The 24,838-nt window shown below is 70.2% G+C and carries 27 protein-coding genes; 22 read left to right on the forward strand and 5 right to left on the reverse strand.

The window, feature by feature from the left end; all coding sequences use genetic code 11:
• The first annotated feature begins 105 nt into the window (after positions 1-105).
• Complete coding sequence (locus tag HNR13_RS06755) at positions 106-747, forward strand: DUF4190 domain-containing protein (RefSeq protein WP_179605039.1); 642 nt, start codon at positions 106-108, stop codon at positions 745-747.
• Here HNR13_RS06755 and HNR13_RS06760 read toward each other — a convergent pair.
• The gene (locus tag HNR13_RS06760; protein WP_179605040.1) at positions 744-1,931 is read right to left on the reverse strand and encodes a THUMP-like domain-containing protein; all 1,188 of its coding nucleotides are present in this window, start codon (positions 1,929-1,931) and stop codon (positions 744-746) included. The genes HNR13_RS06755 and HNR13_RS06760 overlap by 4 nt on opposite strands.
• Before the next feature lie 152 nt (positions 1,932-2,083).
• Here HNR13_RS06760 and groES point away from each other — a divergent pair, with 152 nt between their 5' ends.
• The 7 genes from groES (at position 2,084) to HNR13_RS06795 (ending at position 8,817) form a co-directional block, all read left to right on the forward strand.
• Positions 2,084-2,380 (forward strand): co-chaperone GroES, encoded by a 297-nt coding sequence (gene groES / locus HNR13_RS06765; RefSeq protein ID WP_022889766.1) that lies wholly within the window; start codon positions 2,084-2,086, stop codon positions 2,378-2,380.
• A 98-nt stretch (positions 2,381-2,478) separates the two neighbouring features.
• A complete protein-coding gene (rarD, locus tag HNR13_RS06770) occupies positions 2,479-3,414 on the forward strand; it encodes an EamA family transporter RarD (protein WP_179605041.1) in 936 nt (311 codons plus the stop codon).
• 129 nt (positions 3,415-3,543) lie between these two features.
• The gene (guaB, locus tag HNR13_RS06775) at positions 3,544-5,046 is read left to right on the forward strand and encodes an IMP dehydrogenase (RefSeq protein ID WP_179605042.1); all 1,503 of its coding nucleotides are present in this window, start codon (positions 3,544-3,546) and stop codon (positions 5,044-5,046) included.
• Positions 5,047-5,208: 162 nt separating this feature from the next.
• Positions 5,209-6,081, forward strand: coding sequence for an MBL fold metallo-hydrolase (locus HNR13_RS06780; protein ID WP_179605043.1), 873 nt, complete (start codon positions 5,209-5,211; stop codon positions 6,079-6,081).
• Positions 6,078-6,545, forward strand: coding sequence for a MarR family winged helix-turn-helix transcriptional regulator (locus tag HNR13_RS06785; RefSeq protein ID WP_179605044.1), 468 nt, complete (start codon positions 6,078-6,080; stop codon positions 6,543-6,545). The genes HNR13_RS06780 and HNR13_RS06785 overlap by 4 nt, the downstream gene beginning before the upstream one ends.
• A complete protein-coding gene (locus HNR13_RS06790) occupies positions 6,542-7,048 on the forward strand; it encodes an SRPBCC family protein (RefSeq protein WP_179605045.1) in 507 nt (168 codons plus the stop codon). Before HNR13_RS06785 ends, HNR13_RS06790 begins: the two co-directional genes overlap by 4 nt.
• A gap of 80 nt (positions 7,049-7,128) precedes the next feature.
• On the forward strand, positions 7,129-8,817 hold the full coding sequence (locus HNR13_RS06795) for an ABC-F family ATP-binding cassette domain-containing protein (protein WP_179605046.1): 1,689 nt from the start codon (positions 7,129-7,131) through the stop codon (positions 8,815-8,817).
• Positions 8,818-9,216: 399 nt separating this feature from the next.
• On the opposite strand, the gene HNR13_RS06800 is transcribed toward HNR13_RS06795, so the two are convergent.
• Positions 9,217-9,426, reverse strand: a complete 210-nt coding sequence (locus tag HNR13_RS06800) for a hypothetical protein (RefSeq protein WP_179605047.1) — start codon at positions 9,424-9,426, stop codon at positions 9,217-9,219.
• Positions 9,427-9,441: 15 nt separating this feature from the next.
• Here HNR13_RS06800 and HNR13_RS06805 point away from each other — a divergent pair, with 15 nt between their 5' ends.
• The 7 genes from HNR13_RS06805 to HNR13_RS06830 are packed head-to-tail and all read left to right on the forward strand — an operon-like array spanning position 9,442 to position 14,091.
• Positions 9,442-9,912, forward strand: a complete 471-nt coding sequence (locus tag HNR13_RS06805) for a hypothetical protein (protein ID WP_179605048.1) — start codon at positions 9,442-9,444, stop codon at positions 9,910-9,912.
• Positions 9,913-9,964: 52 nt separating this feature from the next.
• Positions 9,965-10,279: a hypothetical protein gene (locus HNR13_RS06810; RefSeq protein WP_179605049.1), complete on the forward strand. Its 315-nt coding sequence runs from the start codon at positions 9,965-9,967 to the stop codon at positions 10,277-10,279.
• A gap of 42 nt (positions 10,280-10,321) precedes the next feature.
• Positions 10,322-10,897 (forward strand): hypothetical protein, encoded by a 576-nt coding sequence (locus tag HNR13_RS06815; RefSeq protein WP_179605050.1) that lies wholly within the window; start codon positions 10,322-10,324, stop codon positions 10,895-10,897.
• Positions 10,898-10,917: 20 nt separating this feature from the next.
• Entirely contained in the window at positions 10,918-11,967 is a 1,050-nt protein-coding gene (locus HNR13_RS21510) for a peptidoglycan-binding domain-containing protein (protein WP_343063659.1), read from the forward strand.
• Complete coding sequence (locus HNR13_RS21515) at positions 11,958-12,602, forward strand: ATP-binding cassette domain-containing protein (RefSeq protein ID WP_343063482.1); 645 nt, start codon at positions 11,958-11,960, stop codon at positions 12,600-12,602. Before HNR13_RS21510 ends, HNR13_RS21515 begins: the two co-directional genes overlap by 10 nt.
• Positions 12,599-13,687 carry a hypothetical protein gene (locus HNR13_RS06825; RefSeq protein WP_179605052.1) on the forward strand — a complete coding sequence of 363 codons (1,089 nt, stop codon included), beginning with the start codon at positions 12,599-12,601 and terminating at the stop codon, positions 13,685-13,687. The genes HNR13_RS21515 and HNR13_RS06825 overlap by 4 nt, the downstream gene beginning before the upstream one ends.
• 14 nt (positions 13,688-13,701) lie before the next feature.
• Positions 13,702-14,091 carry a tautomerase family protein gene (locus HNR13_RS06830; protein ID WP_179605053.1) on the forward strand — a complete coding sequence of 130 codons (390 nt, stop codon included), beginning with the start codon at positions 13,702-13,704 and terminating at the stop codon, positions 14,089-14,091.
• Between the two features lie 3 nt (positions 14,092-14,094).
• On the opposite strand, the gene HNR13_RS06835 is transcribed toward HNR13_RS06830, so the two are convergent.
• The gene (locus HNR13_RS06835; protein WP_179605054.1) at positions 14,095-15,237 is read right to left on the reverse strand and encodes an aminotransferase class I/II-fold pyridoxal phosphate-dependent enzyme; all 1,143 of its coding nucleotides are present in this window, start codon (positions 15,235-15,237) and stop codon (positions 14,095-14,097) included.
• 45 nt (positions 15,238-15,282) lie between these two features.
• Here HNR13_RS06835 and HNR13_RS06840 point away from each other — a divergent pair, with 45 nt between their 5' ends.
• From HNR13_RS06840 to guaA, 7 genes are all read left to right on the forward strand, one after another.
• Positions 15,283-16,401 carry a GuaB3 family IMP dehydrogenase-related protein gene (locus HNR13_RS06840; RefSeq protein ID WP_179609202.1) on the forward strand — a complete coding sequence of 373 codons (1,119 nt, stop codon included), beginning with the start codon at positions 15,283-15,285 and terminating at the stop codon, positions 16,399-16,401.
• Positions 16,402-16,435: 34 nt separating this feature from the next.
• Complete coding sequence (locus tag HNR13_RS06845; protein ID WP_246312728.1) at positions 16,436-18,340, forward strand: glycerol-3-phosphate dehydrogenase/oxidase; 1,905 nt, start codon at positions 16,436-16,438, stop codon at positions 18,338-18,340.
• A gap of 79 nt (positions 18,341-18,419) precedes the next feature.
• Positions 18,420-18,947 carry a cation:proton antiporter regulatory subunit gene (locus tag HNR13_RS06850; RefSeq protein ID WP_179605055.1) on the forward strand — a complete coding sequence of 176 codons (528 nt, stop codon included), beginning with the start codon at positions 18,420-18,422 and terminating at the stop codon, positions 18,945-18,947.
• Between the two features lie 3 nt (positions 18,948-18,950).
• Entirely contained in the window at positions 18,951-20,318 is a 1,368-nt protein-coding gene (locus HNR13_RS06855; protein WP_179605056.1) for a cation:proton antiporter, read from the forward strand.
• Between the two features lie 69 nt (positions 20,319-20,387).
• On the forward strand, positions 20,388-21,203 hold the full coding sequence (locus tag HNR13_RS06860; RefSeq protein ID WP_179605057.1) for an SURF1 family protein: 816 nt from the start codon (positions 20,388-20,390) through the stop codon (positions 21,201-21,203).
• Between the two features lie 4 nt (positions 21,204-21,207).
• A complete protein-coding gene (locus HNR13_RS06865) occupies positions 21,208-21,657 on the forward strand; it encodes a DUF3817 domain-containing protein (protein WP_179605058.1) in 450 nt (149 codons plus the stop codon).
• 10 nt (positions 21,658-21,667) lie between these two features.
• The gene (guaA, locus tag HNR13_RS06870; protein ID WP_343063483.1) at positions 21,668-23,281 is read left to right on the forward strand and encodes a glutamine-hydrolyzing GMP synthase; all 1,614 of its coding nucleotides are present in this window, start codon (positions 21,668-21,670) and stop codon (positions 23,279-23,281) included.
• A 68-nt stretch (positions 23,282-23,349) separates the two neighbouring features.
• On the opposite strand, the gene HNR13_RS06875 is transcribed toward guaA, so the two are convergent.
• Together HNR13_RS06875 and HNR13_RS06880 are read right to left on the reverse strand one after the other, a co-directional pair.
• Positions 23,350-24,147 (reverse strand): Bax inhibitor-1/YccA family protein, encoded by a 798-nt coding sequence (locus HNR13_RS06875; RefSeq protein WP_179605059.1) that lies wholly within the window; start codon positions 24,145-24,147, stop codon positions 23,350-23,352.
• A gap of 26 nt (positions 24,148-24,173) precedes the next feature.
• Positions 24,174-24,785 carry a hypothetical protein gene (locus HNR13_RS06880; RefSeq protein WP_343063484.1) on the reverse strand — a complete coding sequence of 204 codons (612 nt, stop codon included), beginning with the start codon at positions 24,783-24,785 and terminating at the stop codon, positions 24,174-24,176.
• Between the last annotated feature and the right edge of the window lie 53 nt (positions 24,786-24,838).

Here is a 24,838-nt window from a genome sequence, read left to right on the forward strand (position 1 = left end):
TCCCGCCGCTGAGACGATGGAATCGGTACAGGATTTTCTCAGGAACTCACCAGAGAGCCGGGGATCCGAAGAGCCGAACACCCACCAGAGAGGGAGATGGGCAGCATGTCCGATCCGAACACCCCGTCAGGCGCAGCAGAGCCCGAAGGAACGGACGGCAGCACGCCGGCCCAGCCGGTTCCGCCGTCCTCCGACATCCCACCCGCAGCCACGCCGGACGGCGTCCCGCCGACGCCGCCGGTCGCGCCTCCCGTGCAGCCGGCGCAACCCACCGCGCCCGGTTACGGCGCGCCGCAGCAGCCCTATGGCCAGCAGCCGCAGCAGCCTTACGGTCAGCAGCCGCAGCAGCCCTATGGCCAGCAGCCGCAGCAGCCGTACGGCCAGCAGCCCTACGGCCAGCAGCCGCAGCAGCCCTACGGCCAGCCGGCGTACGGTCAGCCCGCGCCGGGCTACGCCCAGCCGTACGCGGCGGCGCCGGCGACCAAGTCGCCGATCCTCAGCATCCTGTCGCTCGTCGGCGGCATCCTCGGCGTGATCCTGAACTTCGTCTACGGGATCGGGTTCCTGTTCGCCGTGGCCGCGATCGTCCTCGGCTTCATCGGGCGCAACAAGGAGCCGCAGGCCAGGGGGTTCTGGCTCACCGGCATCATCCTCGGCTTCGTCGGCGTCGCGATCGCGATCGTCGTCTGGATCGCGGTCGCGATCTTCCTGGCCAACTTCAGCTCGACCTACCGGTACGGCGGCTAGAGCCGTTCGGCGAGCAGTGCGGTGTGACGTCCGGCGACCCGGGTGAGGATCAGGGTCGCCGGGCGGTCGCCCGCGAGCTTGAGGCGCGTCCGGAGCGCGGCGGGGTCGACGTCCACGCCGCGCTTCTTGATCTCCAGCGCGCCGATCCCGCGGGCGCGCAGCGCCTTCCTGAGGTCCTTCTCCGCGAACGGCAGCGTCTCCACGATGCGGAAGCCGGCCGCGAACGGTGTCGCGACGGGCGCGTCCGCCGTGATGTAGGCGATGCCGTCGCCCAGCATCCGTCCGTCGAGCCGCCGGGCCAGGTCGCCGATCAGCCGGGCGCGGATGACCGCGCCGTCCGGCTCGTAGAGGTACTCGCCGAGGTCGCCGGCCTCGGCGTCCTCGCTGTCGGCCTCCGCCGTCAGCTCGTTCGCCTCGTCGCCGCGCAGCACGAGAGCGGCGCGCCGGATGCCGGACCGGGCGAGCGCGCCGAACCACAGCCCGAGCTCCACCACCTGGCCGTCGGCGGACACCCACTGCGCCTCCGCGGTGGACGGGATGAGGTCCCGGTCGAAGCCCGGGCCGAGCTTGAGCCCGACCGAGCGGCCTGTCGCCAGCTCGTACGCGAAGCCGAGCGACGGCGTGTAGTCGTCGGGGTCGGTGAGCCGGTCCGTGTCGGTGTGCCCCGCCGTGCGCCGGGCCGGATCGAGGAAGACGCCGTCGATGGCGCGCAGGCTGACGTCCTCGGCGCGGCGGTGCTCCACCGTCGCCGACGGGAAGGGGGCGAGGTTGAAGGCGGCGATCGCGGCCGTGACCTCGTCCGCGTCCACCGCCGTGACCTCCAGCTCGAGGGCGGCGAGGGCGAGAGCGTCGCCGCCGATCCCGCAGCCCAGGTCGGCGACGCGGGTCAGGCCGGCGGCGCGGAAGCGGCCCGCGTGGCGCGCCGCGACCGACAGGCGCGTCGCCTGCTCGAGCCCCGCCTCGGTGAACAGCATCCGGGAGGCGAACTCGCCGAACTTGCCGACCGCCTTCTTGCGGAGCTTCGCCTGGGTGAGGACCGCCGCGACGAGCCTGGGGGAGTGGCCCTGCTTGCGGAGGTCCGTGACCATCGCGAGCACGTCCTTCTGCGACCGGTACGGGGGCAGCGAGTCGAGCAGCCGCAGCCCTTCGGGGCTCAGCAGCTCGACGAGTTCGGACCGGTCCATGTGCACCACGGTACCTTCTGGCACTCACGTTGCGTGACTGCTAACGCACCCCCTAGACTCGTGTTAGCACTCTCCGTGCGAGTTTGCTAACGCAAGCCGCGCAGACGCATTGAGTTCGCAAAGACTGAGTTCACCAAAGAAAGAGGTCAACCGTGTCGGTCTCCATCAAGCCGCTCGAAGATCGCATCGTCATCAAGCAGGTCGAGGCTGAGCAGACCACTGCTTCCGGTCTGGTCATCCCCGACACCGCCAAGGAGAAGCCCCAGGAGGGCGAGGTCGTCGCCGTCGGACCCGGCCGCATCGACGACAACGGCAACCGCGTCCCGCTCGACGTCGCCGTCGGCGACAAGGTGATCTACTCCAAGTACGGCGGCACCGAGGTCAAGTTCGGCGGCGAGGACTTCCTGGTCCTCTCGGCTCGCGACGTCCTCGCGGTCGTCGTCCGCTGACGCACCTTCTTTCGACAAGGCCCGGGCGCTTTCGCGCCCGGGCCTTCGTCGTCTCCCGGTGACCGTGGGCGTCACCGGTTCGGAGTAGTGTCGTGGGAGTGCCGCAGCCCCTCTCCGAACACCGCAGGTCCGGTCTGACCTACGCGATCTCCGCCTACGTCCTCTGGGGCATCCTGCCCATCTACTTCCTCGCGCTCGCGCCGGCCAGCGCCTGGGAGATCGTGGCCTGGCGCGTGCTCTTCTCGCTGGTGTTCTGCGCGATCGCGCTCACCGTCACGCGCGCCTGGCGCACCTTCGGCGCCCTGCTGAAGGACCCCAGGGTCCTCTTCACGATGGGCCTCGCCGGCGCCCTCATCTACGTCAACTGGCAGACCTACGTGCTCGCGACCGTCAGCGGTCACGTGGTGGAGGCCGCCCTCGGCTACTTCATCAACCCGATCGTGACCGTGTTCCTCGGCGTCGTCGTCCAGCGCGAGCGGCTGCGCGTCGCCCAGTGGGTGGCCGTCGGCGTCAGCGTGATCGCGGTCGTGGTGCTCGCGATCGGGTACGGACAGGTCCCGTGGATCGCCCTCATCCTCGCGTTCTCGTTCGGTTTCTACGGCCTCATCAAGAAGCGCGTCGGCGGCCGGGTCGACGCCGTCTCGGGGCTGACGCTGGAGACGCTGTGGCTGACCCCGGTCGCGATCGTCCAGCTCGTCGTCGTGAGCCTCACGGTCGGCCTGACCATCGGGACCGTCAGCGCCTGGCACACCGTCGCCCTGGTCGGCGCGGGCGTCATCACGGCGGTGCCGCTGCTGTTCTTCGCCGCGGCCTCGCGCCGGCTGCCGCTGGTGTACATGGGCTTCATCCAGTACTTCGCGCCGTTCATCCAGTTCCTGGTCGGGGTCGCGGTGCTCCACGAGGCGATGCCCCCGGAGCGCTGGATCGGCTTCGCGATCGTCTGGCTCGCCCTCGCCATCCTGAGCGTCGACATGATCGTGGCGGCCCGGCAGGGGAAGAAGCAAGCGGAGCTGGATCTGGCGACGGTGGAGTGAGGCGGCGAGCGCATAACGATGTGCGCCTGAATTATGAGCTAGCGACCTTGCTCATAGCGCGGAATAACCCCACAGCTTGTGCCGTTACCATGGATCAACCACAACTCGCGCGACCTTGATAGGGGTGAAATGGACCAGGCGGATCCGTTCGGATTCATCGGTTTGACCTACGACGACGTCATGCTCCTCCCCGGGCACACCGACGTCATCCCGAGCGAGGCGGACACCTCGACTCGCCTGACCAAGCGGATCAGCATGGCGACCCCGCTCCTGTCCAGCGCCATGGACACCGTGACCGAGTCGCGCATGGCCGTCGCCATGGCCCGGCACGGCGGCATCGGCATCATCCATCGCAACCTCTCCATCGAGGACCAGGCGACCAACGTCGACAAGGTGAAGCGGTCCGAGTCGGGCATGATCACCAACCCGGTGACCACCACCTCGGACGCCACCGTCGAGGAGGTCGACCTCCTCTGCGGGCAGTTCCGCGTCTCCGGCCTGCCGGTCGTGGAGGGCGACGGCAAGCTCGTCGGCATCATCACCAACCGCGACATGCGCTTCGTCTCCCCGTTCGAGCGCTCCACCACCCTGGTCCGCGACGTGATGACCCGCATGCCGCTCATCACGGCTCCGGTGGGCATCGACCCGGATTCCGCGGTCGCCATTTTCGCCGAGCACAAGATCGAGAAGCTCCCGCTCGTGGACGCCGACGGCCGGCTCCGCGGCCTCATCACCGTCAAGGACTTCGACAAGAGCGAGAAGTACCCGAACGCGACCAAGGACGACGAGGGCCGCCTCCGCGTCGGCGCCGCGATCGGCTTCTTCGGCGACGCCTGGGACCGCGCGATGACCCTGGTCGACGCGGGCGTGGACGTCATCGTGGTGGACACCGCCAACGGCGACTCCGCCGGCGTGCTCGACATCATCCACCGCCTCAAGCACGAGCCGCGCGCGTCGCACGTCGACGTCATCGGAGGCAACGTCGCGACCCGCTCCGGCGCGCAGGCGCTCATCGACGCGGGCGCCGACGCCATCAAGGTCGGCGTCGGACCGGGCTCCATCTGCACGACGCGCGTCGTCGCCGGCGTGGGCGTGCCGCAGGTGACCGCGGTCTACGAGGCGTCGCTGGCCGCGCGTGCCGCCGACGTGCCGCTCATCGCGGACGGCGGCCTGCAGTACTCGGGCGACATCGCCAAGGCCCTGGTCGCGGGAGCGGAGAGCGTCATGCTCGGCTCGCTGCTGGCCGGCACGGCCGAGTCGCCCGGCGACCTGGTGTTCGTCAACGGCAAGCAGTTCAAGAACTACCGCGGCATGGGCTCCCTCGGCGCCCTGCAGACCCGCGGCAAGAAGACCTCGTACTCCCGCGACCGCTACTTCCAGGCGGACGTCCCCAGCGACGAGCAGCTCATCGCCGAGGGCATCGAGGGTCAGGTCCCGTACCGCGGCCCGCTGTCCGCGGTGGCCTACCAGCTCGTCGGCGGCCTCCGCCAGTCGATGTTCTACGTCGGCGCGCGCACCATCCCCGAGCTCAAGGAGCGCGGCCGGTTCGTCCGGATCACCGCGGCCGGGCTCAAGGAGTCGCACCCGCACGACATCCAGATGGTCGTGGAGGCGCCCAACTACCGCCGCTGAGCGCGGCGTCCCGACGCGCGGAGGGGACCCGGTCCGATCGGACCGGGTCCCCTCCGCATTTCTGCGTCTGCGGACGGTGACCGAGCGCGCTTGACAGTCGCGGCGCAGTCCACAACAATAAGTGTCACGACATACATGTCGTGACATTTATTGGAGGAGCGCATGCGACACATCAGACGGGTCTCCGTCATCAGCACAGGAACCGTGCGGATCCGCCCCGAGCACGTCGAGACGAACGGGACCCCGCGGCTGTGGTGGCTCACCACCTCGCGCCGGTGGACGGCGCCGCGGCCGATCAACGTGTACGTCATCGAGCACGAGGACGGCCTGGTCCTCTTCGACACCGGACAGGACCGCCGCTCGGTCACCGACCCGTCGTACTTCCCCGGCGGCGCCGTCGGCCACCTCTACCGTCGCCTCGCCGCGTTCGACATCCCCGAGACCGCCACCCTCAGCGACCAGCTGCACGCCCTCGGCTACGACATCGCGGACGTGCGGGTCGCGATCCTCTCCCACCTGCACCAGGACCACATCGGAGGGTTGCGCGAGCTCCCGCGATCGGCCCGGGTGCTCGTCGGCAGTGCCGACCTGGCGTCGGTCGACAAGCGATTCGCCGTCCTGGACGGTCTGCTGCGCGAGCACATCCGGGTCCCGGGAGTCGACTGGGTCGCGATCGACCCCGCGCCGATCCAGGACGACGCGATCGCTCCGTTCGAGCGCGCACACGACGTGATCGGCGACGGGTCGCTGCTGCTGCTGCCGACGCCCGGCCACACCTCAGGGTCGCTGTCGCTGCTGCTGCGCAGCGACGGCCTTCCCACGATGCTGTTCGTCGGCGACCTCACGTACGACGCCGAGCTGCTGGCCGCCGACCGCGTCCCGGGCGTCGGGACCCGTAAGCTCCTCCATGAGACGACGCGGCGGGTGAATCAGCTCGTGTCCCGGCACCCGGGCACCGTCGTCCTCGCCGCGCATGATCCGGCCGCCGCCGGGCTGCTCGAGGCGGCGCTCACGGCAGAAGGGACGGATCGTTGAGGACTGCGGAACAGATCAGGTACCTCGTGCTCGCGGCCCAGCGCGAGGGGAACCGGCAGCTCATGGCGGCGCTGTCGCCGCTCGGGCTGACGCCGGCCCAGTCGGAGGCGCTGCGCATCCTCGCCGACCACGGTCCCCTCGCCCTGAAGGCGCTCGGGGAGATGCTCGTCTGCGACAGCGGCAGCAGCCCGAGCCGGATCATCGATCGCCTGGTCGCCGCCGGCCTCGTCCGGAAGGACGCCGACGTGTCCGACCGCCGGGCGGTCTCCCTGAGCCTCACCCCGGAGGGCGCCGAATCGGCCGACGCCGTCCGGGCGATCGAAGACGCGATGTACGAGCAGATCGACGCGGCGGTGGACGCCGGTGACGGCGAGACCCTCGTCCGCACTCTCCGGGCGTTGACGCACGGCACTCCGGCCGGAACCGCGTTCGACGCGCGGCTCGCAGCGCCACCCGCGCGATGAGCCGGGACGGCGACGCGCCGGCGAGCACCTTCACTCTCGAACTCGACATCCAGGCCGACCCGCAGACGGTCTTCGCCTTCGTCGCGGACTTCGCCACCACGCCGCTGTGGTACTCGGCCGTGCAGCGCGTCGAGCGGATCGACGGAGGGCGAATCGACGGAGGGCGGATCGGCGAGGAGCGGATCGGCGCGGAGCGGGCCGGGGCGCGATACTCCGTCCACCGCCGGCTTCCGGTCGGCCCCGTCGTCAACACGGTGGAGGTGGTCGGGTTCGAGGACGGCCGCGAGGTGACCTTCGCCTCGGTCGACGGCCCCACTCCGTTCCGCTACCGGTATCTCGTCAGTCCCGAGGGCCGGGGGACGCGCCTTCGGCTCGACGCCGGCATCTCCGCGGCCGGGCTCCCCGGTCCGGCGCGACTGCTCGGGCCGCTGGCGGGGCGGCTCTTCGCGCACGGGATGCGGGAGAACCTCGGCACCCTCAAGCGGCTCATCGAGGCGGGCTGAGCGAGGGCGGATCAGGCGTCGCGCGCGGATCCGGTTTCCCCTAAGCTGGAAGGCTTTGTCCACGGGGAAGAGGAACGATCATGGGTCACATCGACGTCTCGGGCGTCTCGTACGCGCTCGCCGACGGGCGGCCGCTCCTGGACGATGTGTCGTTCCGGGTCGGCGACGGCAGCGTGTCGGCGCTGATCGGCGCCAACGGCGCGGGCAAGTCGACGCTGCTGCGGATCATCCGCGGGGAGCTGCGGCCCGACAGCGGCGGCGTGGTGATCGACGGCGGCCTCGGCGTGATGGACCAGTTCGTCGGGCACGTCCGCGACGACCGGACCGTCCGCGACCTGCTCGTCCTCGTCGCTCCGCCCGCGGTCCGCCGGGCGGCGGAGGCGCTCGCCGCGGCCGAGGAGGCCATCCTCGAGCGTGACGAGACGGACACCCAGCTCCGCTACGCGACCGCCCTGACCGACTACGCCGACGCCGGCGGCTACGACCAGGAGGTCGTCTGGGACCACTGCACGGTCGCCGCCCTCGGCATCCCGTACGAGCGCGCCCAGTATCGCAGCGTCCGGTCGCTGTCCGGCGGCGAGCAGAAGCGGCTCGTCCTGGAGGCGCTGCTGCGCGGCCCCGAGCAGGTGCTGCTGCTGGACGAGCCGGACAACTACCTGGACGTCCCGGCCAAGCGCTGGCTGGAGGAGCAGCTGCGGTCGACGCCGAAGACCGTGCTGCTGGTCTCCCATGACCGGGAGCTGCTGGCGCGGGCCGCCGACCGCATCGTCACGCTCGAGCTCGGCGCCGCCGGGAACACCACGTGGACGCACGGCGGCGGCTTCGGCGGCTACCACGCGGCGCGCGAGGAGCGCATGGCGCGCCTGGAGGAGCTCCGCCGGCGCTGGGACGAGGAGCACGCCAAGCTGAAGGCGCTGGTGCTGCGCTTCAAGGAGAAGGCGAAGTACAACAGCGACCTCGCCTCCGCCTACCAGGCCGCGCAGACCCGGCTGGCCAAGTTCGAGCAGGCCGGGCCCCCGCAGGAGCGGCCGCGCGAGCAGAACGTGCGCATGCGCCTGACCGGCTCCCGCACCGGCCGCCGCGTGATCGAGTGCGACGGCCTGGAGCTGACCGGCCTGATGCGCCCGTTCGACCTGGAGGTCTGGTTCGGCGAACGCATCGCCGTGCTCGGCTCGAACGGCTCGGGCAAGTCGCACTTCCTCCGCCTGCTCGCCGCCGGCGGCACCGACCCGGACCCGTCCGCGGGGCACCTGGCCTCCGCCGAGGTCGCGGGCGCGCCGGTGCCGCACTCCGGCGTCGCCAAGCTCGGCGCGCGTGTCGCGCCGGGCCTGTTCGCGCAGGCCCACGAGCACCCCGAGCTGGTCGGACGGACGCTCCTCGACATCCTGCACCGCGGCGACGACCGCCGCACGGGCATGCCCCGGGAGGCGGCCAGCCGCGTCCTCGACCGCTACGGCCTCGCGGCGTCGGCGGAGCAGACGTTCGAGTCGCTGTCCGGAGGCCAGCAGGCCCGGCTCCAGATCCTCCTGCTGGAGCTGTCCGGCGCGACGCTGCTCCTGCTGGACGAGCCCACCGACAACCTCGACCTGGTCTCGGCGGAGGCGCTGGAGGACGGGCTCGCGGGATACGAGGGGACCGTCGTGGCGGTGACGCACGACCGCTGGTTCGCGCGGGGGTTCGACCGGTACTTGGTGTTCGGGGCCGACGGGAACGTGTACGAGGCGGACGAGCCGGTGTGGGACGAGAAGCGGGTGGCGCGGGTGCGGTGATGGGGGAGCTGCGCGAGGTGTGGATGTGGAACGAGTGGGGGCACTTCTGGCCGCTGTGGGGTGTCGAGGGGCCGTTGGACGGCGAGGAACTCGGGCTGAGTGCCGGGCTGGACCGCGACCTTCGCGACTGGCACGCGCGGTGGGAGTACCTCAACTCGCGACAGCCCTCGTGGCGGTGGGAGCATCCTGATGCGCAGGTGCAGTGGGAAGCGCAGGGCGACCGTCTGCTCAGTCGGCTCGTGACGGAATTGGACGGGCGGGCGAGCGTGGTCAGGTCGTACCGGTTCCCCGAGGACGAGAAGAGGCTGCGTCTGCGAGGGCGCCGGGTGAAGGAACGGAGCGGAAGTCGCGCTGGCGGGACGGGCGTGGGAGGCGGTGAGGACCTCCCGCGCCCCCTCGTCAGCAGGACGATTTCGCAGTCGGAAACGCCGTGATGAGCCGATCGCTATTGGTCGCCCACGATGCGAAGACTCTGATGGTCATGAGGACCACCTGAGGCCGGTCGACATCGACGAGGTAGAGATCGGTGATCCCGCACTTCGTGGAGTTGCCCGGGTTGACGCCGATGATGTCGGGCCAGGTGATCGCTGAGCCCACGGCCCCGGACATGAGGTCATCCCGGGAATGGACGCCCTGTACCTGGGCCTTCCAACCCTTCGATCGTGCTTGGTCGAGCTTGTCCTGCCACTCCTTCTGGTGCCTGTACTCGATATGGCGGTATCCCCAGCCTCCGTCGCCCGGCTATCCGCACTGGTTCAGGTCGACAAAGCGCGATCGCGGGTCGCTGCTTGTGGCGGCGCGTTCCAGATTCAGCTCATTCTCACGGAAGTGGTTTTCCACATCGACGAGGTGGCCATCGACCTTGACGTACATGCGGACGCCGGACTCGACGGAGTGCTCGCATCGGTGGGCGTCGCGGTGAACCCCGTCAGGCACAACGTCGCGACCGCCGTCGCTGAGATGACCCTGAGCAGAGCTCTCGATGTCTCGGCGGGTGGCGCGGGTGCGGTGATGGACCATGCCATTCGGAGCACCGCATCCTCCTCAGGGGACGTCGTGGTCCCCCAAATGCGGACAGCGCTGTCTGAAATGTAAGCTGTAGCGTTGAGATGTAACACTGCAGTTGCATCACCAGAAAGGACTGCTCATGGTCACGAACATCCTGAATCGCACAACGAGGCACTCGCGTCGGGCCCGGCTGCTTCTGTCGTGCGCCGCCGGCGCTGCGGTCGCCGGCGGAGTGCTCGCTGCCGCGGCGCCGGCGGCGGCCATCATCACCCCTCACATCAGTGTCCACACCTACCAGGCGTACAACTACGCGGACTCCTACGGACAGGTCCAGCACTGGGACAAGGTCGGCGGCAAGTACCTCTACGGCAACTGGGCACCGCGCGGCACCTGGTCGAATCAATCGAGCTGCTGGACCGGCGTCCAGGACTACTGGTACAACTTCAAGGCCTGAGGCGGCCGGCGAGTGAATCGAAACGGTTTCACGGGCGCGGCGGTGGCTCTTCTCGCCACCGCCGCGCTCGCGGGCTGCGCCGTGTCGGGAGTCGGGGCCGGCCAGGATGGATGGGCGCCGTCGCCGTCGTACAGCGGCCCCGTGCCGGAGTTCTCCGGCCCGTGGGCGTCCGAATTCGCCGAGGCGTACCGCTCGACCACGAGTGAGGTCGTTCATACGATCCTCGCGAAGGGGAGCATCACGGACCGGGACTACGCGAGCGTGAGCAGCGCCTACGTCCAATGCATGTCGAACAAAGGGTTGAAGGCCGTCGTCACCGGTCAGTTCGGCGAGAGCACGGTCGAGGGAGACGGAGACGTCAACGCCGCGAACGAGGCGTGCAGCGCCGACTTCTCCGTCATCTCGGCGCTCCGCTACTCGACCTCCCGGAATCCACAGCATCTCGATGAGAACGAGATCGTCGTGGCCTGTCTGATCAAGGCGAAGGTCGCGCCGCCGAGCTACACGGCCAAGAATTACGCGGCCGACCTCGAGACCCAGGATTTCCCCTTCAGCACGAGCGTGGCCGGCTTCCTCAGCTGCACCAGCGACCCGCTCGGACTCTCCACGTCGCAGTGAGGGCGTCATCCACCTCGTTGGTGTCGCTCGCCGGGGTCGTCGTCCTGGCGACCGGTGTGGCGGTCGGCGCCCTCCTGGTGCCCTCGAGAGTCCCGGAAGGGATTGCGAAGACCGCTCCTCCCGCGTCGGCTCCAGCGACGCGAATGAACTCGATCGATGCGCAGGCGGCCACGCTCGTCATCACGTTGTCGGACGCGCAGAAGATCGTGAGCCCCGTGGCCGGCACAGTGACGAGCACGAACTGCTCCGCAGACGGTGTCATCGTGTCGGGGACATCTGCCGTTTCCGTCGACGACGCTCCTCTGGTCTTTCTCGCCACTCCGCGGCCGCTCTGGCGCGACCTCGAGGTCGGAGAGAGCGGAGCCGATGTGTCGGCCCTCCAGCAGGAGCTCGCTCGTCTCGGGCGCGATGTCGGGATCGACGGACGGTTCGGCAGGCGGACCCTCGCGGCTGTGATCGATGTGGCGAAGGACGCGGGGGTGACCGGTGCGACGGCATGGACATCGTTGCCGGCGTCGTCCTTCCTCTGGTTGCCCGCACCGACCGTGAGGATCGCGAGCTGCGACGCGCTCCTCGGGAGCAGGATCGATCCGGGTTCGCCCTTGATGAGCCTTCCGCAGGGACTCTCCGCGGCTCGGGTGAGCCCCGTTCCCGCGAACCTCTTCCCGGGCGATCGGGTGATCAACGTGGGGGACCGTACCGTTCCCGTCGACGGGGACGGGGTCGTCGCCTCCGCCGAAGGCCTCGAGTCCCTGGCGCAGTCCGACGCCTTCGCCGCGTTCCAGGCGAACGGCACCGGCGGCTCGCCCGGCGAGGGCCGGCCGGGCGCCTCGGCACCGTCCGGCATGCCGGTTCAGTACGAATTGGCGAAGCCGATCTCGGTGGTGTCCATTCCCGCCGCGGCGCTGTACGACACGCGAGACGAGACAGGCTGCGTCCTCGGCGACGGCAAGCCGACCCCGGTCACGATCGTCGGCTCGCAGCTCGGACAGGCATTCGTCATACCGGCGAACGGCGCCGACTTCTCGAATGTGAGGCTCACGACGGGCGAAGCGCGATCGTGCGGATAGCCGCACAGTCCGCGGGTGCGGAGAAAGGAGACCCGGAACTCGTCGCCGAAGCCCTTTCGCATCGCTTCGGCTCCGGCCCGTGGCTCTTCGAAGCACTCGATTTCGTGTTGCGAACGAATGAGGTCTACGCGCTGACGGGCCCTTCCGGATCGGGCAAGAGCACCCTTCTCGGCATCCTCGCCGGCTGGGGGCGGCCGGCTGCGGGTGCTGTCCGGAGGAGGAACATCGAGTCGGTCTCCTGGGTGTTCCAGAACCCGCACGGGGTCGCGGGCCGGACCGCCGTGGACCATGTGGCGCTGCCCCTTCTCGCCCGGGGCGCCTTGCATCCCGAAGCCCGTCGCCGCGCGAGGGCCGGCCTGGAGCGTGTCGGGTTGGCGCACGTCGCGGACGCGCCATTCCGTGACCTCTCCGGTGGCGAGGCGCAGCGGCTGATGCTCGCGCGAGGACTGGCATCGAAGCCGGACCTCCTCCTCGTGGACGAGCCGACGGCCCAGCTCGATGCGAGGACGTCCGTGTCGGTCAACGAGGCCATCGCGTCGGTCGCGACCGAAGGAACCATCGTGGTCGTGGCGACCCACGATGCGCAGACCCGGGACGCGTGCACCGCTGTCATCGACCTGGGCCGCACCCGATGAAGCTCAGGACGATAGTGCGGGAGGCGATCCTCGACATCGCGGCGGGAACGACGCGAGCGGCCCTGTTCGCGCTGGTGCTCGCCTTCGGGATCGCGGTGCCGGCAGGGGCGGACATCGCGACGATCGCCTCGCTCGAGCGTCAGGCGTCGCAGTACCGGCTCAGCGGCGGGACGACCCTCGTCTATCAAGCGAAGGCGGGGATCGATGGCGTCGCGTGCGACAGCCTTCGGCGCGCCCCGGGTGTCGTCGCGGCAGGCGCCATCCGCCAGCGGGGCAGCGCCGAGATCGCAGCGACTCTCCCCGCGCAAGAGATCCCGACCTTCGAGATCTCGATCGGCTTCGGCGGCTTCGCCGCGCTCGGCGGCCCGCACGCGGACGAGGGTGTGCTGGTCTCGCAGGACCTCGCCGAGACGCTCGGTGCGTCACCCGGACAGAAGCTCCCCCTGACCGACGGAACTCCGGTCGTGGGCGCGGTGTACTCGTATCCGGCGGACGGGCGGCTACCCGGCTACGGCTACGCGCTCCTCATCCCCGCGGACCCGAGGTCGGCGTTCGACGAGTGCTGGGTCGAAGCGTGGCCGGTCACGGGGACGCTGAACTCGCTCCTTCCGACGACCCTTCGCCCGGGAGCTGTGCCGTCGGGCAACGCCGGCGCACAGGGGCCGCGGCTGCAGCAGCTCAACTCGTCGCTCGGTGCGCACTTCGACGGCCAGAGCCTCTACGGTGGACGAGTGACGCGCTTCGCCCCCGAGCTGGTCCTCGTGGTCGGCCTCGGGCTCGGTTTCACGGCGGTGCTGCGCCGCAAGCTGGAACTGGCGTCCGCCCGGCACAGTGGCGTGTCGCCCGTCGCTCAGGCGCTCCAGATGTGCGTCGAGTCGCTCGTCTGGGCACTGGCCGGTGTCTGCCTCGCGGTGCCGGCTCTCGTGCTCCTTGCCTCCGTGATCGGTGACGGGTCTTCCGCCGCGCTTCCGCTCGCCGCCGTCCGGGTCGTCGCGGGGGCGGTTCCGGCGGTCGTGCTCGGAGCGCTCGGAGCGACTTTGTGCGTTCGTGAGCGTCAGCTCTTCCGCTATTTCAAGGCCAGATAGAAAATGAGTACCCCATGGCCCAAGTAACCGTCTTCGCCCGCCGCGCCACGATCGACCGGCACCGCCAGGCGCTCTCCGACGCGATCCACGGCGCCGTCATGGCTGCCCTCGCGTACCCGCCGGAGAAGCGGTTCCACCGCTTCGTCGGCATGGACCCGGCCGATTTCATCTATCCGCCCGACCGCGGCGACGACTACACGATCATCGAGGTGTCCCTGTTCGAAGGGCGGACCGTCGAGGCCAAGCGTGCGCTCATCGCGGAGCTGTTCGCCCTGATCGAAGCGGCCACCGGCATCCCGCCGCACAGCGTCGAGATCACCCTCTTCGAGACGCCGAGGGTCAACTGGGGCATCCGCGGCGTCAACGGCGCCGATCTCGCGCTGGGCTACACCGTCGAGATCTGATCGTCAGCGGAGCCGCGCGATCCGCTCCACCGCCTCCGTCAGCACCTCCGGTGAGCAGGCCAGGTTCACCCGCGCGAAGCCCGCCCCCTCGCGCCCGAAGTCGAGCCCCCGCACGAGCGCGACCCGCGCCTCCGCGAGGATCCGCTCCGCCGGCTCATCGCCCCAGCCGAGGCCGCGGAAGTCGACCCAGGCCAGGTAGCTCGCGTGCGGCTCGCGGTAGCCGGCCTCCGGCAGGTGCCGGGCGAGCAGCTGCCCGAACAGCGCCCGGTTCGCCTCGATCGACTCCAGCGTCCCCGCCAGCCACTCCCTGCAGTCGTCGAACGCCGCCTCGGTGGCGATGCGGCCGAGCAGGCTGGTGCGGACCTCCACCTCGACCGGGAGCGCGTGGAGCTGCGCCGCACGCGCCTCCGACGCCGCAACCATCAGCGCGCACTTGACCCCGGCGAGGTTCCAGGCCTTGCTCGCCGAGTGGGCGGCCACGCCGACGGCGCGCGCCGCATCCGACACCGACAGGAACGGCGCGAACGCAGCGTCGGAGTGGGTCAGCGGCGCGTGGATCTCGTCGCTCACCACGGCTACGCCGTAGCGCGCCGCCAGCTCCGCCACGGCCTCCAGCGCGGCGCGCGGGTGCACGAGGCCGAGCGGGTTGTGCGGGTGGCAGAGCAGGAACGCGCGCGCGCCGCCGGCGAAGGCGCGCTCGAGACCGTCGAGGTCGAGGGACCAGGTGACGCCGTCGTCCCGCAGCGGGACCTCCTCGACCACCCCGCCGGCTTCGGGGATGAACTCGTAGAACGGAGGGTACACCGGCGGCGTGATGACGACCCGGTCGCCGGGCGCGATCAGCATGCGCAGCGCCTCCACGATGACCACGCTCACGTCCGTCGTCGTCAGCGTCCACGCCGGGTCGACGTCCCAGTCCCAGGTGTCGTGCGCGTACCGGGCGAAGGCCTGCTGGGCGCGGTCGTCCGCGCCGATGTAGCCGGTGTCGCCGCGGTCGATCGCGGCGTGCAGGGCGGCGGCGATCGGTGGAGCGAGCGGATAGTCCGTCTCCGCCACGAACAGCGGGAGCACGTCGGCGGGGTACAGCGACCACTTCTCGCTCGTGCGCTGACGGAGGCGGGCGAGGGGCTCTGCGTCGACGGTCACCTCCCCTACTCTGCCAGTGCCGCGCCATAGACTGAACCCGTGAGTATGGAGATTGAGATCGGGCGGGCCAAGCGTGCCCGCCGCGTGTACGCCTTCGACGACGTCGCGGTGGTGCCCAGCCGGCGCACCCGCGACCCCGAGGACGTCTCGGTCGCCTGGACGATCGACGCGTACCAGTTCTCCATCCCGTTCCTGGCCGCGCCGATGGACTCGGTGGTCTCGCCGACCACCGCCATCATGATGGGCCAGCTCGGCGGCCTCGGCGTGCTCGACCTGGAGGGCGTCTGGACCCGCTACGAGGACCCGGAGCCCCTGCTCGCCGAGATCCGCGAGCTCCCCGCCGACAAGGCGACCCGGCGCATGCAGGAGATCTACTCCGAGCCGATCAAGCCGGAGCTGGTCACGCGGCGCCTCGCCGAGATCCGCGAGGGCGGCGTCACCGTGGCAGGCGCGCTCTCCCCGCAGCGCACCCAGGAGCTCTACGAGACCGTCGTGGAGGCCGGCGTCGACCTGTTCGTCATCCGCGGTACCACCGTCTCGGCCGAGCACGTCTCCAAGAGCGTCGAGCCGCTCAACCTCAAGAAGTTCATCTACGAGCTCGACGTCCCCGTGATCGTCGGCGGCGCCGCGACCTACACCGCGGCCCTGCACCTCATGCGCACCGGCGCTGCCGGCGTGCTCGTCGGCTTCGGCGGCGGGGCGGCCTCCACCACCCGCTCCACCCTCGGCATCCACGCCCCGATGGCCACAGCCGTCGCGGACGTCGCGGGCGCCCGCCGCGACTACATGGACGAGTCCGGCGGCCGGTACGTGCACGTCATCGCCGACGGCGGTCTCGGCAGCTCGGGCGACATCGTCAAGGCCATCGCCTGCGGCGCGGACGCGGTCATGCTCGGCTCGACCCTGGCCCGCGCGACCGACGCCCCGGGAGGCGGCTGGCACTGGGGCGCGGAGGCGCATCACCCGCAGCTTCCCCGCGGCAACCGGGTCGAGGTCGGGCAGGTCGCCCCGCTCGAGGAGATCCTGTACGGCCCGGCGCCGGTCGCCGAGGGAACTGCGAATCTGGTGGGGGCCTTGCGCAGGAGCATGGCAACGACGGGATACTCGGATTTGAAGGAGTTCCAGCGCGTCGAGGTGGTCGTCGCGCCCTACCAATCGCACTAGGTCCTGGCCGAAGGCGGCCGGGGAGGAGGAAACGATGGCGACGACATCCCCGTCCGGCTCCACAGCCCTGTCTTCGGAAGGCCGCGGCCCGGCGCCCGTCGAGTACCCTTCGCGCCTCGGGCCGGCCGAGCGGGCCGCCGCGATCGAGACCCTCAAGAGCACCGAGCTCGACATCCTCGTGGTCGGCGGCGGCATCGTCGGCGTCGGCAGCGCCGTCGACGCGGTCACCCGCGGCCTGAACGTCGGCCTGGTGGAGGCCCGCGACTTCGCGTCCGGCACCTCCAGCCGCTCGTCCAAGCTCGTCCACGGCGGCATCCGCTACCTGGAGCAGCTCGACTTCGGGCTCGTCCGGGAGGCGCTCATCGAGCGCGGCCTCCTGCTGCAGCGCATCGCCCCGCACCTGGTCAAGCCGGTGCGGTTCCTCTACCCGCTGCACAAGCACGTGTGGGAGCGCTTCTACATCGGCGCCGGCATGATGCTGTACGACATCTTCTCCTACAGCGGCCTCCGCCCGCCGGGAGTGCCGCACCACCGCCACCTCAGCAAGCGGCAGGTCCTGAAGGCGATCCCGAGCATGTCCCCGAGCGCGCTGGTCGGCGGGATCACGTACTACGACGCGCAGGTGGACGACGCCAGGTACACCGCGACGCTCGCGCGCACCGCGGCCCACTACGGCGCGCACGTCGCGTCCCGGGTCCGGGTGGAGGGCTTCCTGAAGGTCGGCGAGCGCGTCGTGGGCGTGCAGGCCGTCGACCAGGAGACCGGTGAGCGCTTCGAGATCCGCGCCAAGCAGGTCGTCAACGCGACCGGCGTGTGGACGGACGACACCCAGTCGATGGTGGGGGAGCGCGGCCAGTTCAAGGTGCGCGCCTCCAAGGGCATCCACCTGGTCGTCCCGCGCGACCGCTTCCAGTCGAAGATGGGGCTGATCCTGCGCACCGAGAAGAGCGTGCTCTTCGTGATCCCGTGGGGCCGGCACTGGCTGATCGGCACCACCGACACCGATTGGCACCTCGACAAGGCGCACCCGGCAGCCACGGCGGCGGACATCGACTACCTGCTCGCGCACGTCAACCAGGTGCTGAACGTCCCGCTCACCCGGGAGGACGTGGAGGGCGTGTACGCCGGCCTGCGCCCGCTGCTGGCCGGCGAGTCGGAGGAGACCTCCAAGCTGTCGCGTGAGCACCTCGTCGCGCACTCCGTGCCCGGCCTGGTCGTCATCGCGGGCGGCAAGTGGACGACGTACCGGGTGATGGCGAAGGACGCGATCGACGCGGCCGTGGACGCGCTGGACGGCAAGATCCCGCCGAGCACGACGATGGAGATCCCGCTCGTCGGCGCCGAGGGGTACCAGGCCGCGTGGAACCGGCGCAGCCGGATCGCGAGCGAGTCCGGCCTCCACCCCGCGCGCGTCGAGCACCTGCTCAACCGCTACGGGACGATGACGGAGGACATCCTCGTCCTCATCCGCAACGACCCGTCGCTCGCACAGCCGCTGCCGGGCGCCGACGACTACATCGGCGCGGAGGTCGTCTACGCGGCCAGCCACGAGGGCGCCCTCCACCTGGAGGACGTGCTCGCCCGCCGCACGCGCATCTCGATCGAGGCGTGGGACCGCGGCGTCTCGGCTGCTCCGGTCGCGGCGTCGCTGATGGCCGGGGTGCTCGGCTGGGAGGCGGCGCGCGAGGAGCGCGAGGTGCAGACCTACCTGAAGCGGGTCGCGGCCGAGCGCGCCAGCCAGCAGCAGCCTGACGACGAGTCGGCCGACCGCGTGCGCCTGGAGGCGCCGGACATCGTGGACGTGGACGCCGCCGCGGCGAAGGCGGGCGCGGTTACGCGCACGGCGAAGGCGGCGTCGGCGAAGACCCCGGCGTCGAAGGCGGCCGACTCCGCAGCGGTGGCGAAGGCCGCGGAGGACGCGCCTCCGAAGGAGGAGTGAGCCGCCTCAGCGGAAAAGAGCCCGAAATCTCCCTCCGGTAAACTGGTACCGAGTGCCCGCGACGGATGGAGACGGATAGATGGTTGACGTTCGACGGGTCAAACTGCCCGGGGTCGGGGTGTTGCACACGTTCGTCACGGACGACGGGGGCAAGGTCGGCGTCATCGCGCACCGCTCCGGGCACAGCGACCTGATCACGTTCTCCGATCACGAGGACGGCGCCGACGTGACCAAGGTCTCGCTGCGCCTCAACGAGGACGAGGCGCACACGCTCGCCGAGCTCCTCGGCGGTACGCAGATCACCGAGTCGCTCACCGCACTCGACCAGATCCCCGGGCTCAGCATCGACTGGTTCTCCGTCGACTACGAGGACTACATCGCCGGCCAGCAGCTCGGCGCGCCCGGCGACCGCGGCTTCGTCGGCCTCACCGTCGTCGCCGTGGTGCGCGGGGACTCCGCCAATCCGGCCCCCGCGCCCGACTTCAAGGTCTTCCCCGGCGACACCCTCGTCGTCGCGGGCACCCCCGAGAAGGTCGCCAAGGCCTTCGCGTTCTTCCGCACCGGTCAGACCGCGCGGGCCACGTCCGACGCTCCGCCGGGAGGCTGATCCATGCATCTCGGAGACGACCTCATCATCCTCGGCATCCTGCTGCTCGTCGCGTACGTGCTCGGACGCCTCGGCAAGCTGGTGGGGCTCCCCGCGATCCCCATCTACATGCTGGTCGGCCTGCTGGCGAGCCCGCACACCGGCTGGTTCCCGCTCGACTTCGAGAGCAACTACATCGAGCTCATCGCGGTCTTCGGGCTCATTCTGCTGCTGTTCAACCTGGGCCTGGAGTTCGACCAGGACGAGTTCTTCGGCAACTTCGGCAAGCTGGTCATCTCCGGCGGCTCCTACATCCTCATCAACATGGGGGTCGGCCTCGCCTTCGGCTTCTGGGTCGGCTGGGGCACCAGGGAGGCGCTCATCATCGCCGGCATGACGGCCACGTCGTCGTCCGCGATCGTGACCAAGCTGCTCATCGAGCTGCGCCGCCTCCCCAACACCGAGACGCCGATGATCCTCGGCGTGACGGTGGTGGAGGACATCTTCATCGCGATCTACCTCGCGATCGTGTCCGTCGTGCTGAGCGGGGAGACCGACTTCTGGCCGGTCGTCGGCAAGCTGACCGTGGCGTTCCTGTTCCTGGTCGTGATGTTCACCCTGGCGAGGTTCGGCGGCAGGTACGTCTCGCGGCTGTTCCGGACGAAGGACGACGAGCTCTTCACGATCCTGTTCTTCGGGCTGGCCGTGCTGTTCGCCGGCGTCGGCGAGATCCTCGGCGTGACCGACGCGATCGGCGCGTTCCTGATCGGCCTCGTGCTGGGCGCGACGAAGTACCGCAACAAGATCGAGCACATCGCCCTGCCGCTCCGCGACGTCTTCGCGGCGTTCTTCTTCCTCAACTTCGGCCTGGAGCTCGACCCGGCCAAGTTCCCCGCGGTCCTCGGTCCCGTCCTCATCGCGGTGGCCATGACGATCGTGCTGAACATCCTCGCCGGGCAGTTCGTCGCCTGGCTGAACGGGTTCGGCGTGCAGGCCGGGATCAACACGGCCGTCATCCTGCAGAACCGGGGGGAGTTCGCGCTCATCCTCGCGACCCTGTCCCTCGGGGCCGGGCTGGACGCGCGCATCGTGCCGTTCGCCGGCCTCTACGTGCTCATCATGGCCGTGATCGGGCCGGTCCTCGCAGCGAACTCCGAGAAGATCGGTGCAATGATTCTCCGGACCGGATCGTCCAAGCGGCGCGACCGGCGGAAGAAGCACGATCCGATGCTCGACGAGGAGATCGCGCTCGTCGAGGCGGCCACCGCCGACCTCGACTCCGACACGCGCCGCGACGACACGCGCGCGCACGACACGCGCCAGGCTGTTGACCGGATCGTCGAGCAGGCCATGCAGCAGCAGGACACGACCGTCGAACGAAAGCGGGACTGACCCATCGACACCACCCCCGGCGCCCCGGCCGGCGCGCAGGCGCAGCCGGGCGGCGCCACCATGCTGCAGATGATGCTCCGCCCACGCTGGATCGGCGCGCTGCTGTTCGCGCTCGCGCTCGCCGCCGGGTTCGCCGGGCTGGGGCAGTGGCAGCTGGAGCGCGCGATCGAGTCCGGCAAGGCCGTCGAGGCGCCGACCGAGACGGTGCTCCCGCTCTCCCAGGTCGCCCAGCCCAACGGGCCGATGACCGACAAGTCGGTCGGCCAGCTCGTACGGTTCACCGGCACGTTCGTCGCCGGGGACGACCAGCTGCTCTACGACCGGATCAACGACGGCAGGACCGGCTGGTGGGTCGTCTCGCACGTGGACGTCGACGCGGGGGACGGCCACCGGATCGCGCTCGCCGTCGCGCGCGGCTGGGCGCCGGACGAGGCCACCGCGAAGTCCGTCATGGCGCGGCTCGCCGAGCAGCCGGGCACTCCGCAGACGATCGTCGGGCGCATCCTCCCCGACGAGCAGCCGCAGGTGCCGGACGACAAGAAGAACCCGACGGCGATGAAGACGCTCGGGGTCGGCCAGCTCTACAACCTCTGGACCGGCGTCGACGGCATGGACGTCTACAACGCCTACGTCGTCGACCGCAGCGCGCCCGCGGGGCTGGTGAAGATCGACTCACCGCCGCCCATCCAGCAGACCGAGCTGAACTGGCTGAACCTGTTCTACGCGGCCGAGTGGATCATCTTCGCCGGCTTCGCGATCTTCCTCTGGTACCGGCTGGTGCGCGACGCGAAGCAGCGCGAGGACGAGGAGCGCGAGCTGGCGGCCGAGGAGGCCGCAGCGGCGGCAGGAGGCGGCGCGAGGGCGCACGCCGGGAACGTAGAATAGCCCCATGCCCCTCGCTCCCAAGCTCGAAGACTTCCCGAAGATCCGCGGGGCGCTGAAGTTCTACCAGGTGTTCGCCTACGTCACCGGAATCATGCTCCTGCTGCTCTGCGTGGAGATGATCGTGAAGTACGGCCTCGGCTACCAGCTCTTCGCCTTCAGCAACTACGGCGCCCTCACCCTCGTGCCGGTCAAGACCGCGGTCGCCCCGACCGGCGTCGACTTGAGCACGGGCATCCTCATCGCCCACGGCTGGCTGTACGTCGTGTACCTGTTCTCCGACTTCCGGCTGTGGAGCCTGATGCGCTGGCCGTTCTCGAAGTTCGTCACCATCGCCCTCGGCGGCGTCATCCCCTTCCTGTCCTTCTTCGTGGAGGCCAGGATCACCAAGCAGGTCAAGAGCTATCTGGCCGGCCGCGAGGCCGAGGCAGCGACGTACGTGGAGGCAGCAAATTAGCACCGACGCAGTGTTCTCGGACATCCTCGGCGGGGCCGACTCGGCCGCGCCGGCCGGCCCGGTCCTGGTGGTCGACTTCGGCGCCCAGTACGCGCAGCTGATCGCGCGCCGCGTGCGCGAGGCGAACGTCTACTCCGAGATCGTGCCGCACACCGTGACGGCCGCGGAGGTCGCGGCGAAGCGTCCGGCGGGCATCGTCCTCTCCGGCGGCCCCTCCAGCGTCTACGAGGACGGCGCGCCGCACCTCGACGAGGCGATCTTCGAGCTCGGCGTCCCGGTGCTGGGCATCTGCTACGGCTTCCAGGTGATGGCCACCGCCCTCGGCGGCGAGGTCGCGCGCACCGGCCGCCGCGAGTACGGCTCGACCGCCGTGCGCGTCACGGGCGCCGCCGCGGACGGCGCAGGCAGCCTCCTCGACGGCCAGCCCGCCGAGCAGACCGCGTGGATGAGTCACGGCGACTCGGTGTCCAAGGCCCCCGAGGGCTTCGAGGTGCTCGCCTCCACCGAGGACACCCCGGTCGCCGCGTTCGCCAACGAGGAGCGCCGGCTGTACGGCGTGCAGTGGCACCCCGAGGTCAAGCACTCGCAGTACGGCCAGGCCGTGCTGGAGAACTTCCTGCACCGCGCCGCCGGCATCCCCGCCGACTGGAACAGCGGCAACGTCATCGCCGACCAGGTGGCCGCGATCCGCGCCCAGGTCGGCAGCGGCCGCGTGCTCTGCGCGCTGTCCGGCGGCGTCGACTCCGCGGTCGCGGCGGCGCTCGTGCACAAGGCGGTCGGCGACCAGCTCGTCTGCGTCTTCGTCGACCACGGCCTGCTCCGCAAGGACGAGGCCCGCCAGGTCGAGGAGGACTACGTCGCCGCCACCGGCGTGCGGCTCGTCACCGTGAACGCGCAGGAGCAGTTCCTGTCCGCGCTCGCGGGCGTCTCCGACCCGGAGACCAAGCGCAAGATCATCGGCCGCGAGTTCATCCGCGTGTTCGAGAAGGCCCAGGCCGACCTGATCGCCGAGGCCGAGCACGACGGCGACCCGATCCGCTTCCTGGTGCAGGGCACGCTCTACCCGGACGTGGTGGAGTCGGGCGGCGGCACCGGCACGGCCAACATCAAGAGCCACCACAACGTCGGCGGCCTGCCGGAGGACCTCCAGTTCGAGCTCGTCGAGCCGCTGCGCACCCTGTTCAAGGACGAGGTGCGCGCGATCGGCCGCGAGCTGGGGCTGCCGGAGGTCATCGTCGGCCGCCAGCCGTTCCCCGGCCCGGGTCTCGGCATCCGCATCGTGGGCGAGGTCACGCAGGAGCGTCTCGACCTGCTCCGCGACGCCGACGCGATCGTGCGCGCCGAGCTGACCGCGGCCGGCCCGGACGCCGAGATCTGGCAGTGCCCGGTCGTTCTGCTGGCGGACGTCCGCTCGGTGGGCGTGATGGGCGACGGCCGCACCTACGGCCACCCGATCGTGCTGCGCCCGGTCTCCAGCGAGGACGCCATGACCGCCGACTGGACGCGCCTGCCGTACGACCTGCTGGCCACGATCTCCAACCGGATCACCAACGAGGTCGACGGCGTCAACCGCGTGGTGCTCGACGTCACGTCGAAGCCGCCGGGGACCATCGAATGGGAGTGAGTCTCCCGTAGACGTGAGAAGGGCCGGGATGCTGCGACAGCATCCCGGCCCTTCTGCGTGCGCGGCGGCTAGTTGCGGGAGATCGCGAGGAGTCGCAGGATCTCCAGGTACAGCCAGATGACCGTGACCATGATCCCGAACGCGCCGGACCAGCCGTAGATGCGCGGGGCACGGTTCTGCACGCCGCGCTGGATGAAGTCGAAGTCGAGCACGAGCGAGTAGGCGCCCATGATGACGACGAGGACGCCGATGAGCACACCGAGCGGGATGCCGAACAGCTTGACGTCGCTGCTGAGGCCGAACGCGCTGTGGGTCACGCCGGTCCACACCAGGATGACGTTGACGATCGAGTAGACGACGTAGCCGCCGAGGGCGATCATGAACACCTTGGTGGCCTTGGCCGAGGCGCGGATCTTGCCGGAGGCGAAGAGGGCGAGCGTCACGCCGACGACGGCGAGCGTGCCGATGACCGCCTGGATGACGATGCCCGGGTAGATCGACTCGAACACCGCCGAGATGCCGCCGACGAAGATGCCCTGCACGCCGGCGTAGCTCAGGATGAGCGCGGGGGACGGCTTCTTCTTGAAGATGTTGACGAGCGCCAACACGAAACCGACGATCGCGGCCGGGAAATACAGCGCAGGGACCATCCAGCCCACGACCGCTCCCGCGACCAGGAGGGCGAACGAGATCGCGCTCTTGTTGATGGTGTCTTCGACCGTCATCCGGTCGGTGTCCGCGGAGGTGGCGGACGGCGCCTGGTACAGCTGCTCCAGGTTGTCGGCGCTGACCGTGGTGGCCGTCGCCGCCTTCCCGTTGTTCTGGAAGGCCGGATTCGTGGAGAATGCCGGGTTGGTGAGTGCCATGGGTTCCTCGCTCTGTCGGGGACCGCTTACGGTCGGGGTGCGTCCAACCTATCGGGTCGGTTTCTGAGAGTTCTGACAGCTTGCCATGAATCGACTGCGATCGCGCCGGCTCGCGCCAGCCAGGCCGAGCCGACCACGACGACGGTGCTCGTCAGGATCGTGATCCAGCCCTGCTGGTACGTCGACACGAAAATCGGGAGCACCAGGCTGGAGGCGATCGGCAGCAGGAGCACGGCGAAGGTCGGCAGCGGGCGCAGCCGCACGAGCAGCCAGGCGGCCAGCAGGATCGCGTAGCACCACGCGAAGCCCGCGCCGCCCAGCATGAGCCAGGTGAAGCCGAGGACCGGCACGACGACGGCCACGCGGCGGCCGATGGTCGAGGGCAGCACCGCCCAGCCGGCGGGCTGCATGATCGACCCGGCCAGGAGGAACGGCAGGCTGTACGCGGTGGTGGCCAGGACGCAGGCGGTGCCCACCACGATCAGTGCGACCCCGGCGACCCAGCGGGCGCGGTACGTTCCCCAGCGCAGCGGGAGGGAGCGCGTCGGCTCGCGCCAGGCGGGCGCAGCCGAGCGCGCCTCCGGCGTGGGCTCGGAGCGCGCGGGCGGTGGGGCCTGCAGACCGTCGGGGTCGGGCACACTCCGATTCTTTCACCCGGGAGTGCGCACCGGAACGGGCCACGCGCCCGGCT

The sequence above is a fragment of the Leifsonia shinshuensis genome, from assembly GCF_013410375.1.
Classification (GTDB): domain Bacteria; phylum Actinomycetota; class Actinomycetes; order Actinomycetales; family Microbacteriaceae; genus Leifsonia; species Leifsonia shinshuensis.